General features: G+C 64.4%; 21 protein-coding genes and 1 riboswitch. Of the genes, 4 read left to right on the top strand and 17 right to left on the bottom strand.

All coding sequences use genetic code 11. The features are described from left to right. Positions 1-32: 32 nt before the first annotated feature. Positions 33-860, bottom strand: coding sequence for an SDR family oxidoreductase (locus QZY01_RS05255; RefSeq protein WP_294534251.1), 828 nt, complete (start codon positions 858-860; stop codon positions 33-35). After that, entirely contained in the window at positions 857-1261 is a 405-nt protein-coding gene (locus QZY01_RS05250; protein ID WP_294534249.1) for a cupin domain-containing protein, read from the bottom strand. The genes QZY01_RS05255 and QZY01_RS05250 overlap by 4 nt, the downstream gene beginning before the upstream one ends. A 121-nt stretch (positions 1262-1382) precedes the next feature. On the opposite strand from QZY01_RS05250, the gene QZY01_RS05245 reads away from it, so the two are divergent. Beyond that, the gene (locus tag QZY01_RS05245) at positions 1383-2327 is read left to right on the top strand and encodes a LysR family transcriptional regulator (RefSeq protein ID WP_294534248.1); all 945 of its coding nucleotides are present in this window, start codon (positions 1383-1385) and stop codon (positions 2325-2327) included. Between the two features lie 354 nt (positions 2328-2681). Here the strand turns inward: QZY01_RS05245 and QZY01_RS05240 are convergent, their stop codons facing one another. Further along, positions 2682-3725: a patatin-like phospholipase family protein gene (locus QZY01_RS05240; protein WP_294534246.1), complete on the bottom strand. Its 1044-nt coding sequence runs from the start codon at positions 3723-3725 to the stop codon at positions 2682-2684. A 69-nt stretch (positions 3726-3794) separates the two neighbouring features. Beyond that, positions 3795-4580: a 3-hydroxybutyrate dehydrogenase gene (locus QZY01_RS05235; RefSeq protein ID WP_294534243.1), complete on the bottom strand. Its 786-nt coding sequence runs from the start codon at positions 4578-4580 to the stop codon at positions 3795-3797. A 270-nt stretch (positions 4581-4850) separates the two neighbouring features. On the opposite strand from QZY01_RS05235, the gene QZY01_RS05230 reads away from it, so the two are divergent. Further along, positions 4851-5831, top strand: a complete 981-nt coding sequence (locus tag QZY01_RS05230) for a KpsF/GutQ family sugar-phosphate isomerase (RefSeq protein ID WP_294534242.1) — start codon at positions 4851-4853, stop codon at positions 5829-5831. A 125-nt stretch (positions 5832-5956) separates the two neighbouring features. Further along, positions 5957-6328, top strand: a complete 372-nt coding sequence (locus tag QZY01_RS05225) for a hypothetical protein (RefSeq protein ID WP_294534240.1) — start codon at positions 5957-5959, stop codon at positions 6326-6328. Positions 6329-6391: 63 nt separating this feature from the next. On the opposite strand, the gene nikR is transcribed toward QZY01_RS05225, so the two are convergent. The 10 genes from nikR to QZY01_RS05175 all read right to left on the bottom strand — a co-directional run bounded on the left by nikR (position 6392) and on the right by QZY01_RS05175 (position 14425). After that, positions 6392-6868, bottom strand: a complete 477-nt coding sequence (gene nikR, locus QZY01_RS05220) for a nickel-responsive transcriptional regulator NikR (protein ID WP_294534238.1) — start codon at positions 6866-6868, stop codon at positions 6392-6394. Between the two features lie 27 nt (positions 6869-6895). Continuing rightward, positions 6896-7909 carry a HoxN/HupN/NixA family nickel/cobalt transporter gene (locus QZY01_RS05215; protein ID WP_294534236.1) on the bottom strand — a complete coding sequence of 338 codons (1014 nt, stop codon included), beginning with the start codon at positions 7907-7909 and terminating at the stop codon, positions 6896-6898. Between the two features lie 169 nt (positions 7910-8078). After that, a complete protein-coding gene (locus tag QZY01_RS05210; protein ID WP_294534234.1) occupies positions 8079-8921 on the bottom strand; it encodes an FTR1 family protein in 843 nt (280 codons plus the stop codon). Between the two features lie 11 nt (positions 8922-8932). After that, positions 8933-9277 (bottom strand): cupredoxin domain-containing protein, encoded by a 345-nt coding sequence (locus tag QZY01_RS05205; RefSeq protein ID WP_294534232.1) that lies wholly within the window; start codon positions 9275-9277, stop codon positions 8933-8935. 1 nt (position 9278) lies between these two features. Further along, positions 9279-10559, bottom strand: a complete 1281-nt coding sequence (locus QZY01_RS05200) for a cytochrome c peroxidase (RefSeq protein ID WP_294534230.1) — start codon at positions 10557-10559, stop codon at positions 9279-9281. Between the two features lie 221 nt (positions 10560-10780). After that, positions 10781-11686 (bottom strand): ATP-binding cassette domain-containing protein, encoded by a 906-nt coding sequence (locus QZY01_RS05195; RefSeq protein ID WP_294534228.1) that lies wholly within the window; start codon positions 11684-11686, stop codon positions 10781-10783. Further along, positions 11683-12414, bottom strand: a complete 732-nt coding sequence (gene cbiQ / locus QZY01_RS05190) for a cobalt ECF transporter T component CbiQ (RefSeq protein WP_294534225.1) — start codon at positions 12412-12414, stop codon at positions 11683-11685. Before cbiQ ends, QZY01_RS05195 begins: the two co-directional genes overlap by 4 nt. Beyond that, positions 12398-12691 (bottom strand): energy-coupling factor ABC transporter substrate-binding protein, encoded by a 294-nt coding sequence (locus QZY01_RS05185; RefSeq protein WP_294534223.1) that lies wholly within the window; start codon positions 12689-12691, stop codon positions 12398-12400. The genes cbiQ and QZY01_RS05185 overlap by 17 nt, the downstream gene beginning before the upstream one ends. Continuing rightward, complete coding sequence (locus QZY01_RS05180) at positions 12691-13359, bottom strand: energy-coupling factor ABC transporter permease (RefSeq protein WP_294534222.1); 669 nt, start codon at positions 13357-13359, stop codon at positions 12691-12693. Before QZY01_RS05180 ends, QZY01_RS05185 begins: the two co-directional genes overlap by 1 nt. Positions 13360-13462: 103 nt before the next feature. Continuing rightward, positions 13463-13755, bottom strand: a riboswitch (cobalamin riboswitch). Between the two features lie 46 nt (positions 13756-13801). Further along, complete coding sequence (locus QZY01_RS05175) at positions 13802-14425, bottom strand: response regulator transcription factor (RefSeq protein WP_294534220.1); 624 nt, start codon at positions 14423-14425, stop codon at positions 13802-13804. A gap of 126 nt (positions 14426-14551) precedes the next feature. Here QZY01_RS05175 and QZY01_RS05170 point away from each other — a divergent pair, with 126 nt between their 5' ends. Then, positions 14552-15958, top strand: a complete 1407-nt coding sequence (locus tag QZY01_RS05170) for a histidine kinase (protein WP_294534218.1) — start codon at positions 14552-14554, stop codon at positions 15956-15958. 150 nt (positions 15959-16108) lie between these two features. On the opposite strand, the gene QZY01_RS05165 is transcribed toward QZY01_RS05170, so the two are convergent. Genes QZY01_RS05165 through QZY01_RS05155 form a run of 3 tightly spaced genes read right to left on the bottom strand, consistent with a single transcriptional unit; the run spans position 16109 to position 18089 of the window. Next, positions 16109-17002: a TonB family protein gene (locus QZY01_RS05165; RefSeq protein ID WP_294534216.1), complete on the bottom strand. Its 894-nt coding sequence runs from the start codon at positions 17000-17002 to the stop codon at positions 16109-16111. Further along, the gene (locus tag QZY01_RS05160) at positions 16999-17451 is read right to left on the bottom strand and encodes a biopolymer transporter ExbD (protein ID WP_294534214.1); all 453 of its coding nucleotides are present in this window, start codon (positions 17449-17451) and stop codon (positions 16999-17001) included. The genes QZY01_RS05165 and QZY01_RS05160 overlap by 4 nt, the downstream gene beginning before the upstream one ends. Continuing rightward, the gene (locus QZY01_RS05155) at positions 17451-18089 is read right to left on the bottom strand and encodes a MotA/TolQ/ExbB proton channel family protein (protein ID WP_294534212.1); all 639 of its coding nucleotides are present in this window, start codon (positions 18087-18089) and stop codon (positions 17451-17453) included. The genes QZY01_RS05160 and QZY01_RS05155 overlap by 1 nt, the downstream gene beginning before the upstream one ends. Between the last annotated feature and the right edge of the window lie 210 nt (positions 18090-18299).

Here is an 18299-nt window from a genome sequence, read left to right as displayed (position 1 = left end):
GTTGGGAGCGGTCCCTTGCGAATGCTCAGGGGTCATTTGGGGGCAAGATCGCCGAACCAGTATGAGGCGGTGACGCCGCCATCCATGAGGAAGTCGCTGCCAGTGATGAAGGCGCCATCCGGCCCCATCAGGAGCGCGCCGACGGAACCGACTTCGTCCGGCGTGGCGGCGCGACCGACGGGGCAGAGTTCGATCATTCGGCGGTAGCCCTCGCCGCGTGGCCCGGTCAGTTCATCCTTGGCCAGCGGCGTGATGACGATGCCGGGGCTGATCGTGTTGACGCGGGCGCCGCGCTTGCCCCAACGCACGGCCTCGGCCATGACCCGCAGGGAATTACCGCGCTTGGAAAGCTGGTAGGCGTGGAGCGAGTCCTTGATCATGCCGGACTGAAGCATCGCCAGCGACAGAAGGTCGTCGGTCGGCGTCAACGCCAGCGCGGCGTTCTGCTCCTGATCCAGGCCCCCGAGGCGATGTCCCGATTGCGACGCGATGACGACGCCGGCCCCGCCTGCGGCGATGACGTTGCCGAATTCCTCCAGCACCAAGGCCGTGCCGTACAGGTCAACCTTCAAGATCGTCTTGGGCGACGCTTGTGAGGGCGAGACGCCGGCGGCGTGGATGACGCCTGTCACCTCGCCGAGCGCGGTCGCGGTCTCGACCAGAGCCCCGACCGACTCTCGCGAGGAGACGTCGACGGTAGCCGTGCTGACGATGAATCCGGCCTCATCCAGAACCTTGGCGGCGGCGGCCGCGTTCTCAGGACGAAGGTCGGCCAGTAGGACGTGCTTGCCCGCGCTGATCCGGCGCGCGATCGCCTGGCCGATCGAGCCGGCGCCGATGACGACGACGACGCTGCTCATGACGTGACACTCGCGTAATCTTCGTCGCTGACCTTTTCCATCCAGTCGACGACCTTGCCGTCGAGCGTTTCCGCAATGGCGATATGGGTCATGGCAAAGTTGGGCGAGGCGCCGTGCCAATGCTTTTCATGCGGCGCGATCCACACGACATCGCCGGGCCTGATCTCCTCGAGGGCGAAGCCCTCCCGCTGAACCCTACCAAGTCCCACAGTCACGATCAGCGTTTGGCCGAGCGGATGTGTGTGCCAGGCGGTGCGCGCGCCGGGTTCGAAGGTCACCGTCGCGCCGCCGACTCGGGCGCCGCCGTCGCCGGCAAAGGGCGCGTCGATCCGCACGGTTCCGGTAAACCAGTCCTCTGGCCCTTTGGCTGAGGGACGCGAGCCGTTTCGCCAGATCTCCATTGCCGATTTTCCTTGTGCTCGATCCGACGACTTAAGAGTCGTCGGCAGCCGCAATTTGGCATGAAGCGTCAGAAACAATTAGCTGTTATAATCGGCATGAAGTTATATCGGAAATTCATTAATGCTCCGCGAGGATCTGGTCGATCTCAACGCCTTCCTGGCCGTCGCCGACGAACAAAGCTTTACGCGCGCAGCAGCTAAGCTCGGGACGTCTCAGTCGGCCTTGAGCTATGCGATCCGGCGGCTGGAGGAGCGGCTTGGCGTTCGCCTGCTGGTGCGAACGACGCGGCGCGTTGCGGCGACGGAAGCCGGCGAACGGCTGCTCAAGACGCTCAGGCCCGCTCTGGATGAAATCGCCGTCGAACTGGCGTCCATCAGCGAGCTTCGCGACAAGCCCGGGGGCAATATCCGCATCACCACGTCCGAACATGCGGCGCACGCCATCCTGTGGCCGACGATGAAGCGCTTGCTGCCTGATTATCCTGACATCCACGTCGAACTCATGATCGACTCGGCCTTGTCGGACATCGTGGCCGAGCGTTTCGATGCAGGCGTGCGGCTCGGCGAGTCCATCGCCAAGGACATGGTCGCCGTGCGCATCGGACCCGACTTGCGGATGGCGGTCGTTGGGACGCCCGATTATTTCTCCGATCACGGAAAGCCGGAAACGCCTCAGGATCTCGCCGGTCACAGTTGCTTGAACCTGCACCTGGCCACTTTGGGCGGCCTTTACGCCTGGGAGTTCGAAAAAGACGGGCGAGAATTGAGGGTGAGGGTCGACGGCCCACTGACCTTCAACAATGCGCGGATGATCGTCGACGCATGCCTCGATGGGTTCGGGCTCTGCAGCCTGCCGGAAGACATCATGGCCGAATATCTGGCGGATGGCAGGCTGATCAGGGTGCTCGATGAATGGTGCCCGCCTTTCGCCGGCTACCACCTCTATTATCCCAGCCGCCGCCAGCCATCGGCCGCCTTCGCCCTCCTAGTTGACGCGCTCCGTTACCGTCCGGACCGAAAGGGTGACGCGGCCCAGCCAGAATATCCGAAAACGAAGGGTCGGTGACGCACTACTCCAGTGAACCGTGACTCGAGGGAAGGACCGCTCACATCTAACGAGCTGACCATCGAGTGAATGAACCCGCCGTCGCATTCGTGTCGATGCCCGAAAGCCAGCCTCTTAATGGGGAATTTCCGAAACTGGCGCCTCCTCGCCTTTCAGCCATCGACGGGTGTTTTCTCGGGACCGGTCCTTCGCGCTACGCCCGCGATCCGCCGTTTTGCGTCATTCATTGGCTGGCGCCGACCGTCCTTGCGAGCAATGCGAAGCGTTCCGCTTATCACCCAGCCGCAGCGACTGGATTGCTTCGCTCCGCTCAGCTCATGACGTTGAATTTCCGAACGCGATTCGGAAAAGGCGCTAAACCAGCGCTTCCTGGATATCGAACGTCTGCCTCACCCCGACATCGTCGTAATGCGCATCCAAGAACTTTTTCGCCGCCGTGCGGCCGATGTCGCGCAACTGCACGAAGAAATCATAATCCGAGCGCATCCGGCTCGCCGCGCCGAACCTGTTGAGTTCGTCCTGCGCCTCGATCACATGCAGGCGGATGGATTTGTAATTCGTGCCCGCGAGACGTCCTTCGGCGATCAGCCGGGCGACAAAATTTATGGCGCGAAATTCCTGCAACAGCGACGAGTTGAAGGTGATTTCGTCGATCCGGCCCAAAATGCCGGCGACCGTGTCCGGCGCGCCCTTGCGTTCGATCGGGTTGATCTGGATCAGCACGATATCGAGCGTCTCGGTCTCGTAAAAGAACGGAAACAGCACCGGATTGCCCATGAAACCGCCGTCCCAATAGGGAACGCCGTCGACCATCACCGCGCGGAAAACCGTCGGCAGGCAGGCGGAGGCCATGACCATGTCGATGGTCAGTTCCGGGCGGTGGAACACCCGCACCTTGCCCGATTCGACATTGGTGGCGGCAATGAAAAGTTTTACACCGTCGCTGGCGCGCAAGGCGTCGAAATCGACCTGCGCGGCAAGGACATCGCGCAAAGGATTGAGATTGAGCGGGTTCATTTCGCTGGGCGAGAACATGCCGGCCGCCTGCTGGACGATCGTGGCGAATGGCGTGGCGTTCCAGAAATTCAGCATGCCCTCGATGACATCGCGCTGGACCGGCGCCAGTCCGCCGTCGAGACTGGAGGCGCGCCAGAATTGCGCGAGCTGGTCGCGGGCGCCCTGAACGCCGCCCTTGCGCTGGCCTTCGGCGAGATTGACCGCATTCATCGCACCGGCGCTGGTTCCGCTCAGGGCGTCAAACGCGAAGCGCCCGTCTTCGAGCAATTTATCGAGCACGCCCCAGGTGAAGGCGCCATGCGCGCCTCCGCCCTGAAGCGCAAGATTGATTTTTTTCCGAGCTGGCTTTTGTTCCGGGGCGGGTTTTTTTTCGCGGGGCATGGCGTTCCCTAGACGTTGCGCGAAACCAGCCGCAGCCGGGTTTCGCGCGCCGCTAATAAAAAAAGCGGATCAGGCGGCGGTCCAGCCGCCGTCCATCGAAATATTGGTTCCGGTGATCTGCCTTGCCGAGTCCGTGGTCAAAAACACCGCCAGCGCCGCGAGTTCGTCCACGGTGACGAATTCCTTGGTCGGCTGCGCCGCGAGCAACACGTCGCGCATGACCTGTTCCTTGGTCAGGTTGCGCGCCTTCATCGTGTCGGGGATCTGCTTTTCGACGAGAGGCGTCCAGACGTAGCCGGGCGAAATGCAATTGACGGTGATGCCGAATGTCGCGAGTTCGAGCGCCACCGTCTTGGTCAGGCCGGCGATGCCGTGCTTGGCCGAGACATAGGCCGATTTGAACGGCGAGGCGACCAGCGAATGGGCCGAGGCGGTGTTGATGATGCGGCCCCATTTGCGCGCCTTCATGCCGGGAACGGCGGCGCGGATGGCGTGGAAAGCCGAGGACAGGTTGATCGCGATGATCTGGTCCCATTTGTCGAGCGGAAAATCCTCGACCGGCGAAACGAACTGGATGCCGGCATTATTGACCAGCACATCGACCGACCCAAAGGTCTTTTCGGCATTGGCGATCAGGGCGGCGATTTCCGCCGGCTTCGACATGTCGGCGGCGTCATAGATCACCTTGACGCCGAATTCCTTTTCGATGCCGGCGCGTTCGGCCTCGATGGCGGCGGGGTCGCCAAAACCGTTGATCACGAGATTGGCGCCTTCCTTGGCGAAAGCGCGGGCGATGGCGAGGCCTATGCCCGAAGTCGAGCCGGTGACGACGGCGGTTTTGGCGGCGAGCGACATGATATTCTCCTGAGGTTATTTTTTTCGGCGGGACTATAAGGCGCGAGCGGAATTTTGCAGCCCGGCAATAAGAGGTAGAGTTTTGCGGGCGCGGCGCCCAAACCTGTTGAATTTTGACCGACTGGGAACCCAACGGCGCTCCCGGGCGGCGAAATTTACCGCATATGGCGCGCTTTGGGTCAAGGGTGAGATTGATTGGCGCGGGGGTCAAACCGCATTTGCCGTCTTGCCGGCGATGCTTTAGGGAACGCGGCCTTGCGAGGGGACAGCATGAATTCGATCAACGGGTCGCGGGCGCTTGAGGCGGCGCGGCGAAGCGTCGAAATCGAGACCGCCGGCATGGCGCGTCTGCGCGCGGCGCTCGACGGCGAACTGGGCGTCGCGCTGGAGGCGGCGATCGCCGCGATTCGCGCGGCGCGTGGAAAAGTCATCGTCAGCGGCATGGGCAAAAGCGGCCATATCGGTCGAAAAGTCGCGGCGACGCTCGCCTCCACCGGCACGCCGGCGTTTTTCCTCCATCCCGCCGAAGCCAGCCATGGCGATCTCGGCATGGTCGCCCAGGATGACGTGGTGCTGGCCTTTTCCTGGTCCGGCGAGACGGCGGAACTGGCCGATCTGATCGAATATTCGCGGCGCTTCGCCATACCGCTGATCGCCGTCGCCTCGAAGCGCGAAAGCGCGCTCGGCCGCGCCGCCGATATTTTGCTGCTGCTGCCGCAGGTCGAGGAAGCTTGCCCCAACGGCCTCGCGCCGACCACCTCGACCACGCTGCAACTGGTGCTCGGCGACGCCCTGGCGGTCGCCCTGATCGAGGACCGGGGCTTTTCGGCGCAGGATTTCCGGCAGTTTCATCCGGGCGGCAAGCTCGGCTCCCGCCTGCACAAGGTGGACGATCTGATGCACGCCGGAGAGGATAATCCGCTGCTGCCGGAAAGCGCCAGCATGAGCGAGGTCATCCTCGCCATGTCCGGCAAGAGATTTGGGTGCGTCGGCCTGACCGATTCGCGCGGCGTTCTGGTCGGGATCATCACCGACGGCGACCTGCGCCGCCATTGGGACGACCGGATGCAGGAAAGAAGCCCGGCGGAAATCATGACCCGCGCGCCGCGCGTGGCGAAGGCCGGCTCGCTGGCCTCCGCCGCGCTGGAACTGATGAACCGGACGAAAATCACCGTCCTGTTCATCGTCGATGGCGAGAAACCGGTCGGCATCTTGCATATCCACGACCTGTTGCGCGCCGGGGTGGCTTGACGGCGAATGGGCTTTGGCCACGCTTTGCCTTCGTTTGCGCTCAAGTGATCGGCGAACCCCGCGCCGTTCTTTCATGCGCTCCGTGGACATGGTAAGCGTGTTTTTACAGGATTTTGGAGGTTTGGATGAGCTTCACGCGCCAGGTTTATCTTGAGGTCGAAGGCGAAAAAGACCTGACTTTGCTGCTGAATTACCACAACGGCGGATCGGAGCCGGATTCGTTCGCCATTGAGGTGTTCAGAGCCAACGAAGTCATTGGAAAGGCGCAATGGCGCGTGGATGTCGAGCATTACGCCTTCATTTTCGACCCGGCCTTCGCTGTCGGCCATCCGTCGGCGGCCGGCATCTCGAAAGTCCTCGGGATCGCCGTTGGAAAAGGATTGATCGAAAGCCTGTGGGCCTCGAATGGCGACCGGCAGGAAATTCGAAAAAGCATCAAGGACCATGCCATCGGCGTTTTGCTCGACGCCGCCGGCGGCGTGGCGGGCCGCGTGTAAATGGCCGCCATGTCAGAGTAATACTGCTGTCCGAAGCGTCTGCAACGGTCTCGGGCGGCCGCTTCAACCGGACTGGCGGACGTGGGTGTGAGGGTGCGCATCGGCGCCCTCGCCGCTGTGGGGATGCGCCTCGTCGGCGACCTCGGTGGGGATGACGACCAGCCGTCCGTGCCGCACGCCGCGTTCGGCGATGACGTGCTCGGCGAAATGGCGCACGTCCGCGGTCTCGCCGCGCAGCACCGCGACTTCGAGGCAGGCCTGGTGATCGAGATGGACGTGGAGCGTCGCCACGGACAGGTCGTGACGATCGTGCTGGCTCGCCGCCAGCCTTTTCGCCAGCGCGCGCACTTCATGGTCATAGACATAGACCAGCGCGGCGACGCAGGAACCTTCGCCGTCGGCGCTTGAGGCGAAGGTCTGCAATCCGGCGCGCGTCAGGTCGCGCAAGGCTTCCGAGCGGCCCTGGTAGCCGCGTTCGGTCACGAAGGCGTCCAGCTCGGTCAAAAGGTCGTCGTCCAGAGTGACGGTCACGCGTTGCATGGTGTTTGTCCCTCGCAAGTTCAGGCGTTACGCCTCGGGCGAAGCAACTTCCAGGCGATCGTATTTCATGAGCTTGTATATCAGCATGGAGAGGCCCCAGGCGAGAGCGAACACGCCGATGACGACAAAGCCGAAATTGGCGAGGCTGTCGCTGAGGCTTGTGACCACATCCCACACGCCGCCTTCAAGGCCGAGGCGCTCGGCGATCAGCCCGAGCGCTTCGACGCCGCCGATGAACAAGGCGACGACCACCGAGGCCGCGGTGATGGTGAGATTGTACCAGAGTTTGCGGATCGGATTGACGAAGGCCCAGCCATAGGCGCTGACCATCAACGCGCTGTCGGCGGTGTCGACCAGCGCCATCCCGGCGGTGAACAGGGCCGGGAACACCAGGGTTTGCAGCGGCGCCATGCCATTGGCCGCCTGGGAGGCGGAAATGCTCAGCAATCCGATTTCGGTCGCGGTGTCGAAACCGAGCCCGAACAGGAAGCCAAGCGGGTACATGTGCCAGCTTTTCGTCACCACGCGGAACATTGGCCGGAAAATCCGCGCCAAAAATCCGCGCCCCGAGAGCAGAAGGTCGAGACTCTCGTGATCGAGCGCGCCGCCCCTGGAGACGCTTTGGAACGTCCGCCAGACGTTGACGAGAATCACCAGATTGGCCAGCGCGATGAGCAGCAGGAAGCCCGAGGAGACGGCCGTGCCGATCACGCCCCCGACGCTCTTGAACTCGGCGAGGCGATCCTTCATCGCCGCCGCCGTCAGCGCCAGAGCGGCGGCCGCGATGACCACCACGGTCGAATGGCCGAGCGAGAAGAACAGGCCCGCCATGCGCGGCTGTTCGCCCTGCTGCATCAATTTGCGCACGACATTGTCGATGGCGGCGATATGGTCGGCGTCAACCGCATGGCGCAGGCCGAAAACCCAGGCGAGCAGGGCCGTGCCGAGAACGGCGGGACGATCGGCAAACAGCGCGAAAGCCCAGGCCCAGGCAAGGCCGTTGGCGAGGACCAGCGCGGCGAAGACCGCAATCGTTTGCATGGGAAGTCGGGGCGCCGCGAGTCTTTCGGTCCGGTCGGTCGCCGCGCTCATCATGCCCTCCGCCCACCGCCCCGAAGGAACGGCCAAAGCCGTTCCCACACCCGCTTACGGGTATGATGATTTAATCGTCTCATCATACGGGCAAATTTTCGGGTCGACAAGCTCCGGGTCAGGCGCCGGAAACGCCTCCGACCCGCTGGACGGCGGCGGCAGGCGCCCCGGTCATTCTGGTCAGGGCGAAGATCGTCAGCAACACCGCCAGGTAAACGATCAACTGCATGCCGGAGGGCTGGTCCGTATAGCCGAACAAGGCGTGCAGCGCGCGTCCCGGCAGGCTTTCCTCTGGCAGAATCGCGGAAGTGTCCCACAAAGTCGCCGAAAAGGCGTTCAACAGACCCGCCTGTTGCAGGAAGGCGACGCATTGGCTGGCCATGCCCGCCGCGAGAAAGGTGATGAGCGCGGAGGTGACCGAAAACAGATGGCGTGTCGGAATGGTGACGAGGCCAAAGAACATCAGCGCCGAAACGCCGCCGCCGAGCGCCAGCCCAAGAGCGCCGCCGAGCAGCATGGACGCGGAACTGGAACCGCCGGACGCCGCGAGGCCATAGAGAAACAGCGCGACTTCGGAGCCTTCGCGCAATACCGCCACGGCGATGACGATGGCCAGCGCCATCAGCGACCGGGAACCCTGGACCACGGACTGGCCGACCACGCGAAGTTCATTGGCGAGTTCGCGCCCGTGGCGCGCCATCCAGATATTATGCCATCCCAGCATGACGACGGCGAGCGCCAGCACAAAGGCGTTGAACAATTCCTGACCGACGCCGGCAAAGGCGTTGGACAGCGCGCCCGCGAAAGCCGCCACGAGGCAGGCACCCAAAACCCCGGAAGCCACCCCGCCGAATACCCAGGCGCCGCGATGCGGCACGCCGCGCGTGACCGCCAGCACGATGCCGATGATCAGCCCGGCCTCGATGACTTCGCGAAAGACGATGATGAGCGCGCCGATCATTTTTTCAAACCTCACTCGACGACAAGGAAACCCGCGGCGTCGTCCTGGTGGTAATCGTCAAAGAACCGATAGCGCCCCGGCGGCATAGGCCGAATCTGCAAAGTGATTTCGCCGCCGCCGATCACCATTTTCTCGACCTTGAGTTGCTTGCTCTCGAATTCGGCGGGCGTCTGGTCGAGGTTCTTGACGACAAGGGTGATCGGCTGGTTGGCCGGCGCGTGGGGCTCGGGCGGATCGAATTTATGATCCTGGATCGAAATCGTCACATTTGCCGATTGCGCCGGCGCGCAAAATCCCGCTTCCGCGAGAAACAGCAAGCCTAGCGCAACGGCGCGGATCGGTGACTTCCGGATCATTTCAGTTCATGCCTCTATCGGTCAAGGTCTTCAAAAAGGCCACCAGCGCGTCGATCTCCTGGTCGTTCAGACGTGGGCGCTGGCCCGGTTTGCGATCATAGGGGACATCTTCGACATTTACGGACGCTTTATACGCTTTCGGCAGGTCGTTGAATTTGTCGATTTTGCCCTTGGCGTCCCGGGGATACCAATGACCGGGATCGGTCTCTCGGGTGGCGTAGAAGGCGACGGCGTCGCGTAGCGAGGGGAAGGCGCCATTGTGGAAATAGGGTCCGGTCACCGCGACATTTCGCAGGGTCGGGGCCTTGAAGGCGCCGCAGAGCGAGGCGAGCTTGATCTTTTTGGGCAAAATCGCTTCCAGTCCGGGGCGCTTGCACAGCCCGAGATCGAAGACCTCCGGATTGGCGTTGGCAGGGATCGCCGCATTTCTCGGAACGCCCAGCACGTGATAGGAAAAATCGCTGAAAATCCAGTCGGTAGGGTCTTTGGACTCCGGTTTGCCGGCGTGGCAATCGACGCAATTGCTCTTTTTCGTATCGATGAAAATGGCGTAGCCGCGCTTTTCCTCGGCGGTCAATTCCGTCTTGCCGCGCAGCCAGTCGTCGAATTTCGAGGAGAAGGGCGCAAAGCGTGGCGATAGTTCAAAGGCCGCGACCGACTTCATCATCTTGCCCATCGCCGCTTTGGGGTCGGCGAATACCTCCGGTCCATAAAGTGTTTTCGCCAGATCGGCATAGGGAGCGCGCGCAATCTTGGCGACGACCGCTTCGGCCGAGGGATTGTTCATCTCCAGGGGGTTGAGCAGCGGGCCGGAGGCCTGTTCGGCGAGGTCGGCGGCGCGGCCGTCCCAGAATTGGCCGCCGCGCGGCTCCAGCTTCGGTTTTGCCCCGTCGGCGTCGATATAAAAGCCGAAAGCCGGGCTATAGGCCTTGTACATGAGCGTCGGCGTCTTGCGGGTCCCGACTTTGTCCGGCGTGCTGCCGAGCGCGACGGCGGCGATGGGCGATTTGTTGTTGCCCTGGAATGCGTGTTCGGGCGCATGGCAGGAGGCGCAGGACATGCCCTGCGGTTCGGAAAGCGTCACATCCTCGAAAATTCTCTTTCCCAGCAATTGCTGGTCGCTCAAAGCCTGTTCGTCGGCGGCGCGGAGCGGGGCGGCGGCATCGGCGAGGGCCGGAGCGATCGCAAGCAGAAGAAAAGCCGCGCCGGCAGCTAGAGCCTTACCCGATCCGATTGAACGAAAAAGGGGCTCTGGTTTCTTGTTTTTGTGCGTTTTCTTCACGCGAGCCGGTATCCGCTTCGCCGGAAAACGCCCTAGCGGAATAAAACCCGGGCCCGCCTTCGCTCGGGCGTTGTTCCTCGTCATTCGAAGCTCCATTCGCGGCGGCGGCCCCGCCCGTTCTCCGGTACGACTGATATTGACGACGCCGCAGGCCGGCAATCGAAACATTCAAATTTAGAAACGATCTAATGTTCAAAACGGCGGAAATTGGGCGCCTTGGCTCAAGACCCGGGTTCGGAGGTCAGGGCCTCGAAGTCCGGCCCGCCTTGCGGCTTTGACGAGGCGGGGCCGACAACGGCGGCGCCCGGGAAAAGCGCCAGTGCGCTGGCCTCGTCGCGCGGCAGCGGCGCCTGCGCGCCCAGCGCGCCGCAGCGGCGCAATTTCAGTCCGATTTGGGCGAGGAAAGGGACGGTCAACCCGGCCTCGTTCATCCGCGCCGCATCGACGAGGATATCGCCGGCGGCGCCCTGGACGATGACCCGGCCTTGCCCGAAAAGGGCGACGTCGTCCGCGAAGGCCCAGGCGAGATCGGCGTCGTGGGTGGTGAAAACCAGCGTCGTTCCGCCGTTCTGAAGCTGCTTGAGCACGTCCAGCAGCAAGGTTGCGCCGCGCTGGTCGAGCCCGGCGGTGGGTTCGTCGAGCAGCAGGATCTCCGGGCGCATTGCTGCGGCGCCGGCGAGCGCCGCGCGCTTTTTCTGGCCAAAGGACAGCATGTGGGTCGGGCGGTCCGCCAGATCGGCAATGGCGAGCGCGGCCAGGGTCTCCTCGACGCGCGCGCGCGCTTCCTCGTCGCTCAAGCCCAGATTGAGCGGGCCGAACGACACATCCTCGGCCACCGAGGCGGCGAATAACTGGTCGTCGGAGTCCTGCAGCACCAGACCGACGCGCCGCCGCCAGTGCGACAGTTTTTCGCGGGAATAGCCGGCGGCGGCGCCGTCGAGCAGGACGCGGCCCGAGGACGGTCGCAACGTGCCGTTCAGGTGCAGCAGCAAAGTCGTCTTGCCGGCGCCATTGGGACCGAGAATGGCGAGGCGCCGGCCGCGTTCAACCCGAAGATCGAGCCCCGACAAGGCAGGGACGCCGCCCGGATAGGCATAGGTCAGGGCTTGCGCTTCAAGCAGGGTCATGAGAACCGGATTCCCGCCGCCGCCGTCGCGAACAGCGTGAGGCCGATCAGGCCCATGGCCGGCAGGGAGACGGGCGCGCGATGCGACAGAACGCGCAACTCGCCGTCCCAGCCGCGCGCGGCCAGACCTGTTTCCAGCCGGCGCGCCCGGTCCAGCGCGCGCGGCAGCAGATTGGCGATCAGCAGTCCCAGCGCGCGCAGCCGCCTTTTCGCGCCGGCATGGCCGAGGCGCGCGGCTTGAGCCGCATCCATCGCCATCGCCGTGTCGCCCAGAAGGAACAAAAAGCGATAGATCAGCAGCGCCAGTTCGGCGATTTCGGCGGGCAGCCCAAGACGGCGCAATCCGGCGATCAGGTCGGCAGCCGGCGTGGTCAGAGCCAGAAACAACAGGCAGGTCAGTGCGGCAAAGCTCCGCAAGACCAGCCGCGCCGCCGCCGCCAATCCGCCGGGCGCGAGGCTCAGGCCATGCGAATCCAGCTGAACCGCCAGCGAAATAGCCCCAACCGCCAGAAAGCCCAAAGGCGCCAGCGCGCAGGCCAGCCAGACTTTTGGCGCAACGCGCGCGCCAGCCAGGGCCGCCGCCGTCATGATCGCCGCCACCATCGGCGCGCCCGGTCCCGGCGGCAGGGCGATGGCGAGCAGCATCATGCCGAGCGCCAGAGCGGCCTTTTCCGTGAGGGAGCGATGGCGCCAGCGATTGAGGTGGGCGGCCCTATCGACCGGCGACATTTTTTTGCGACGACGACTGCCGGCGCCCGATGACATAGCCGAGGAGCCCGGCCCCCAAAGCCGCCTGCAACGCGAACATCATGGTTTCAACCTCGTCGCTCGGCGGTTTCCACAAGGGTTGGAACCATGGTTTGAAGCCGGGAACGGCTTGAGCGATCGCATCGGTTCCAAGGTCGTCGGCCCCCTTGAATTCGCCGCCCAGACCGGGGATGACAAGAGGCGCCGCGACGATGGCGAGGGCGGCGGCGAGGAGCCAGACGGAACGGTGGATCGCCATTATCGCACCTTCCCGGCCAGGAACGCCACTTCGTCGCCCTTGCCGGCGCGACCGGACAGGGCGTCCATCACCACAACGGTCAGAAAGCCTTCTGCAATCGCGAGGGGTATCTGGGTGATGGCGTAAATGGAGCCGAATTTCACGACGGCGCCGAGGAAGCCCGAGGCGGGATCAGGATAGGCTAAAGCCAGTTGCACCGAGGTCGTGGCGTAGGTGGCGAGATCGCCCAGAGCGGCGGCGAAGAACACCGCCACGGCGATGGAAGCGCCGAGCTTGCTTAAACCGCGCCAGATCGCCCAGGAAACCCAGGGGCCGGCAATGGCCATCGAAAAGACATTGGCGCCCAGCGTCGTCAGGCCGCCATGCGCGATCAGCAGCGCCTGGAACAGCAGCACGATCGCGCCGATCACCGCCATTACCGCAGGGCCGAAGATGATCGCGCCGAGTCCCGTGCCGGTCGGATGCGAGCAGGAGCCGGTGACGCTCGGCATTTTGAGCGCAGAAAGGACAAAGGCGAAAGCGCCGGCGGCGGCCAGCGTCAGCCGCGTCTCAGGGCGCTCGCGGATGATTTTTTTCACTGAGATCGCGCCGGCCACAACGAAGGGCGTCGAAACGGCGAACCAGCCGATGCAATGCCCGACCGGCAAAAAGCCTTCCATAATATGCATCGTCCACCTCAAGCCTTCGAACCGCCGCACGACCAGCCCTATCGCGCGATCATCGACCGGAGCGAACAGAGCACGCCATTCTGGACACCCCGCCCAGGGACGCGTACGACGCCATTTCGACGGCAGGTCTCCTGGCTTGCGGGTCGTCGTGTCTCGGTCCAGCCTTCCCGGTCATCCGCCTGCCCCGGGTGGAAATCGGGGAAGCGACCAGTGGCCGATTGTCTTGAACAATCGCAAGGGACCGATTTCTCACCGCTCACAGTTGCGGGGGCAGCCACGGCTTGTGGATTTGACCTTCGACCATCGACTGGATCGCCGAACGAAAATCCGTTTCCGTGTTCCCTTTTAACCTCGCCCGCAGGTGCGAAACGAGGAACCGTCGATCATTCAAGCTAAAACACAAATGAGATCGGGACGCAATTGCGCGATCCGGGCGCCTTGCCTATCCAGCCAGCTTCGAATCCACGGCGAGGCGGATCAGTTCGGCCGAACTGCGGGCGCCGAGCTTTTGTTTCAGCGCCGTGCAATTATTGGCGGCGGTCTTGTGGGAGATGTTCAGGACATCCGCTATTTCCGCGACGCTGCGGCCGGCGGCGAACAGCCGCAATATTTCCAGTTCGCGCGCGGTCAGCCCGCCGAGCCGGCCCGGACCCGCTCCGGTCCGGTTGAAGGCGACGGCGCTGGCCATTTCCGGCTGGAGATAGACGCCGCCTTCGGCGATGCGCCGCAAGGCAGCAATGAACAGCAGCGGATCGTCGTTCTTGGCGATATAGCCCCTCGCGCCGGCCTCGATGGCGCGGGCGGCGAAAAACGCATCGTCGTTCATGCTGAAAATGGCGATGCGCGCCTCGGGGTCGCGCAGCAGCAGGCGGCGGCAAAGTTCGAGACCCGAAATGCCCGGCAGATTGAAATCGATCACCGCGACATCGGGCCTGAAGGCGAAATAGGCCGAATAGCCGCTGGCGCCATCCATGGCCTCGCGGACCTCGATCGACGGATCGGCGCCCAAAAGCGCCTTGCAGCCGGAAATGACGACCGGATGGTCATCGACGATCAGAACGCGCACCGCTCGAAGCCTCCAGCTTACCCGCCGTAAATGCCCATGATAACCGAATGCGGGGGTCGGGCAATCCGGCGGCTCATTGACACCCCTGGCTGCGAATTCGATTTTGTGCGTATCGGGAGCGCGATCATGTGGCAAAAAATCTCACTGCGCTATCGTCTCAATCTGCTGTTTGGCGTCTTGCTCGCCTTGTGGCTGGCGGTCGATGTCGGGCGCATTCTGGCGGATGCGAGGCCGCGCGCCCGGGCCGAAGCCGAAAGCATGACGCGGCTGACCAGCGAATTTGTCGCCATGGCGCTTCCCCATCTGCGCGAGGCGCCGGACCCGGAGCGCGCGCTCGCCGCGCTGGTGGAAAATTTGCAGAATCTGCGTCACGTCCGCGTCGCCCTGTCCCGCAACGATGGCCTCGCGGTCGTCGGCGCCTTCACTGGGTCCGCCGAGGCGCGCTCGCAGGCGCCGGCTTGGCTCACCGCTCTGGTCAGGGCGCCCGTTGGGGTCACCACCATTCCGGTCAACGTCGGCGGCCGGCGCATGGGCTCCATCGTCATCGTCGGCGATCCGCTCGATGAAATCGGCGAGGTCTGGGCGGCGGCCAAGACCCAGGCGCTCGCCGGCGGCGCGCTGGCGCTGGCGCTGCTCGGAGCAAGCAGCCTTTTCCTGAGGCGCGCGCTCAAACCGCTCGATGTCGCGGGGCGCACGCTGGCCCGGCTCGAATCGGGCGACTACGCCGCCCGGGCGACGCCGTCCGGTTCGCCCGAATTCGTGGACACCTGCGGCAAGATCAACAGTCTGGCGCAAACCCTGGCGGAGTTGAGCGCCGCCAAGGCCGATCTGATCGAGAAGCTGATCGATCTGCAGGACGAGGAGCGCAAGGCGATCGCCCACGAATTGCACGATGAGATCGGGCCGCATCTTTTCGCCCTTCGCGCCGGGGCGGCGCTGCTGGCGGCGCGTTTGCAGGCCGGCGGCGATCCCGCCGCCGAGGCGGCCGCCGTCTCCCTGCGCGATCAGGTCGAAGCGCTGCAGGGACAGAACCGGCGCATTCTGGCGCGGCTGCGCCCGGCGGCGCTGGAGGAGTTCGGCCTGATCGACGCGCTCGAAATTCTGGCCGAGCAATGGCGCAAGGCGCAGCCCGGCGTCGCGCTGGCCCTGTCTTCCTCCGCAGGGATCGCCGCACTGGGCGAGCGCGCCAGCCTGATGGCCTATCGCTTCGTTCAGGAAGGGCTGACCAACGCCTTCCGCCATGCCGGCGCGCGGCGCATCGACGTGACTTTGGATTACGAGCCAGCAGGCCGGGACTTCGAGCCGACAGGCCGGGGCGCCAAGGCCAGCGATCCGGCGCTGACGGGATTGCGGATCCGCATTCGCGACGACGGACGCGGCGTCGGCGAAGAGGCGACGCCCAGCATGGGTTTTCTGGGCATGCGCGAAAGGGTGCAGGCGCTGGGCGGCGAGGTGGTCATTTCCAACGCGCCCGAGGGCGGCGCGGTGGTCGAGGCGATTTTCGCCGCGCAGACACGGCCCGGCTCCGCCTGAAGGCAGGTTCGGGAAAATCTCCCGACCGCTTTTGGGGCGCATTCCCACGCCTTTTCAAATAGGTTTTCAATGCGTCGCGGACAGCCAGCGAAGAATTCGATCCTTCTTCGCCTTCCCAAATCCTCCCGTCCGCGACGCTCCCAAACAGGCTCAATGCAGGCTGAAGTTTATATTGGTGCTGGAGCGGAAAACGCCGCCCGGCGGCGGCGGCGCGTGAACCGCCGCCATCATCGCGTGAACGGCGGCGTCGAGCGCGGCATTGCCCGACGAGCGCGTGATCGAATGGCTGACCACCCGGCCCGACGCGCCCACGGTAAAAGCCACGCCGACGGAGCCCGTCGCCTGCGCGGCGCGGGCGGCGGCGGGATAGACCTTGTGGCGGGCGACCTCGGCGGCGAGCAGGGCCGCATAGGCGCCGGGCGACATTCCGGACGCCTGCGCCTGTCCCTGCGGCGTTCCGCGACGCGACCCCTGTTGTCCGGCCTGCGCCTTGCGGCGATCTGCGGCTTCCGCTCGCTGGCGGCGCTGTTCGCGCAATTGCGCCGGCGTCGGGCTATCGTCCTCCGGCTTTTCGACGACGGCTTTTTTCCGGGGTTTCTCCGCGGGTTTCGGCAAAGGCTTTGCTTCGGGTTTCGCGACTGGCAGGGGCAGGGCCTGCGGCGCGATGACCTGCGGGAGCGGCGCCGCAAGTTCCGGGACCGATTCGGCGGGGGGCATGGCTGGCGGCGCGACCGGTTCGGGCGCGACTTGCTCGGCGGGCGCCCGCGCCTCGGCCTCCTTCACCTCGTCGATATTCGGCCTGTCCTCGGCGCTGTCGCCGAGCGGCATAAGCGTCACGTCGATGCCGTCGAGCGAAACCACCGGCGCGACGCGGGCGACGATGAAAAGCGCCGCCGCCACATGCAGCGCCACGACGAAAACAATCGCAGCCGGCCGCAGCCAGGGCGGCCTGATCGCGCCTCTCTCGATCGTCGCGGCATCCGGCCCCCCCGGAGGCGGAGCCAGGCCGGGCGATGAAGACTCTATCGCCGCCGCCTGGCTCAAGGCCGCAACTCCGGGTTCCGCTCCTTGCCGTTAGGCGCGGTGACGATGGCGATATGGGTGACGCCGTGGGTCGCCAGCCTGTCCATGATCGCCACGACATCGCCAAACGAGGCCTCCTTGTCGCCGCGCAGGTGAACGACGCGCGACGCATCCTCGCCAAGCTTGTTCTTCACCGCATCGACCAGCAGGTCGGCGGGGACTTCGTCCGGCCCGAGCGACACCTTGCCGTCCTTGCCGACGGTGATGAGAACCGGCTCTTTCGGATTGAGCGGCTGCGCCGCTTTCGCTTGCGGCAGCTGCACCTTGACGCCGGTGGCGAGCAGCGGCGCGGTGACCATGAAAATGATCAACAGCACGAGCATCACATCGACCAGAGGCGTGACGTTGATGTCGGCCTGCGGCTGGTAGAGGCCTTCGCCGACGGCGCTCTTGCGGTTCGGAAAGGCCATCAGGCGGCGTCCTTGCGCACCGTCAGCGGGCTCGTCGCCGACAAAAGTTCGGCGCGGTCCTCGATCAGATGCGCGAGGTTCACGCCGACGCGCGAAAAGGCCGCGCCGATACGGTTATAGCCGATCGAGGCGGGAATGGCGGCGGCGAGGCCATAGGCGGTCGCCGCCAGCGCCTCGGCTATGCCCGGCGCGACGACGGCGAGGCTGGTGTCCTTGGCCTCGGCTATGCCGGCGAAACTGGTCATGATGCCCCAGACCGTGCCGAACAGGCCGATGAAGGGCGCTACCGAGGAAATCACCGCGAGATTGGGCAGGCCGCCCTCGGCGCGCATCAGCAATTCGCGTCCCGCCCGGCTCATCTTTTCGGCGATGCGCTGGCGCTTTTCGCCGGCGCTTTCGCCCGCAATCTGGAACAGCGCGGCTTCCTGTCCTGCCGCGTCGATCGGCGCCAGCAGCGTCTGCGCGCCTCCCGCGCGCGCCGCCTTCAGCGCCTTGGCGAGCCGGGCGACGGTGAACACGCCTTCAAGGATCAGGATCCAGCACCAGATGGAGGCGAACAGCAGGATCGCCATGACCGCCTTGCCGATCGGGCCGGCCTGCAAAAACATTGCGACCGGAGACAGTGACAGACCATCCATGCTTGGCGTCCCTTTTTGCGTTCGACTTTTTACCTGCGTCCATGACGCCCGGCCTGCGGCAAGGCGTCGTCCGCTTTCTGGAGAAAGCCCTTTGTAGCGTTAAAATTCCATTTGGAGGAACGGGTTTGTTCGGGAAAAAATCCCGACATCTTCGGGAGTGCGTCGTCGGGTCCGTTGAAGTATAACTTCGTTCTCAACCGATTCTGCAGC

Origin of the sequence: uncultured Rhodoblastus sp. (genome assembly GCF_903903185.1) — a bacterium.
In the GTDB taxonomy this organism is placed as follows: domain Bacteria; phylum Pseudomonadota; class Alphaproteobacteria; order Rhizobiales; family Beijerinckiaceae; genus Rhodoblastus.
The sequence above is the reverse complement of the archived record's forward strand: the minus strand, read 5'-3'. Positions and strand labels throughout refer to the sequence as shown.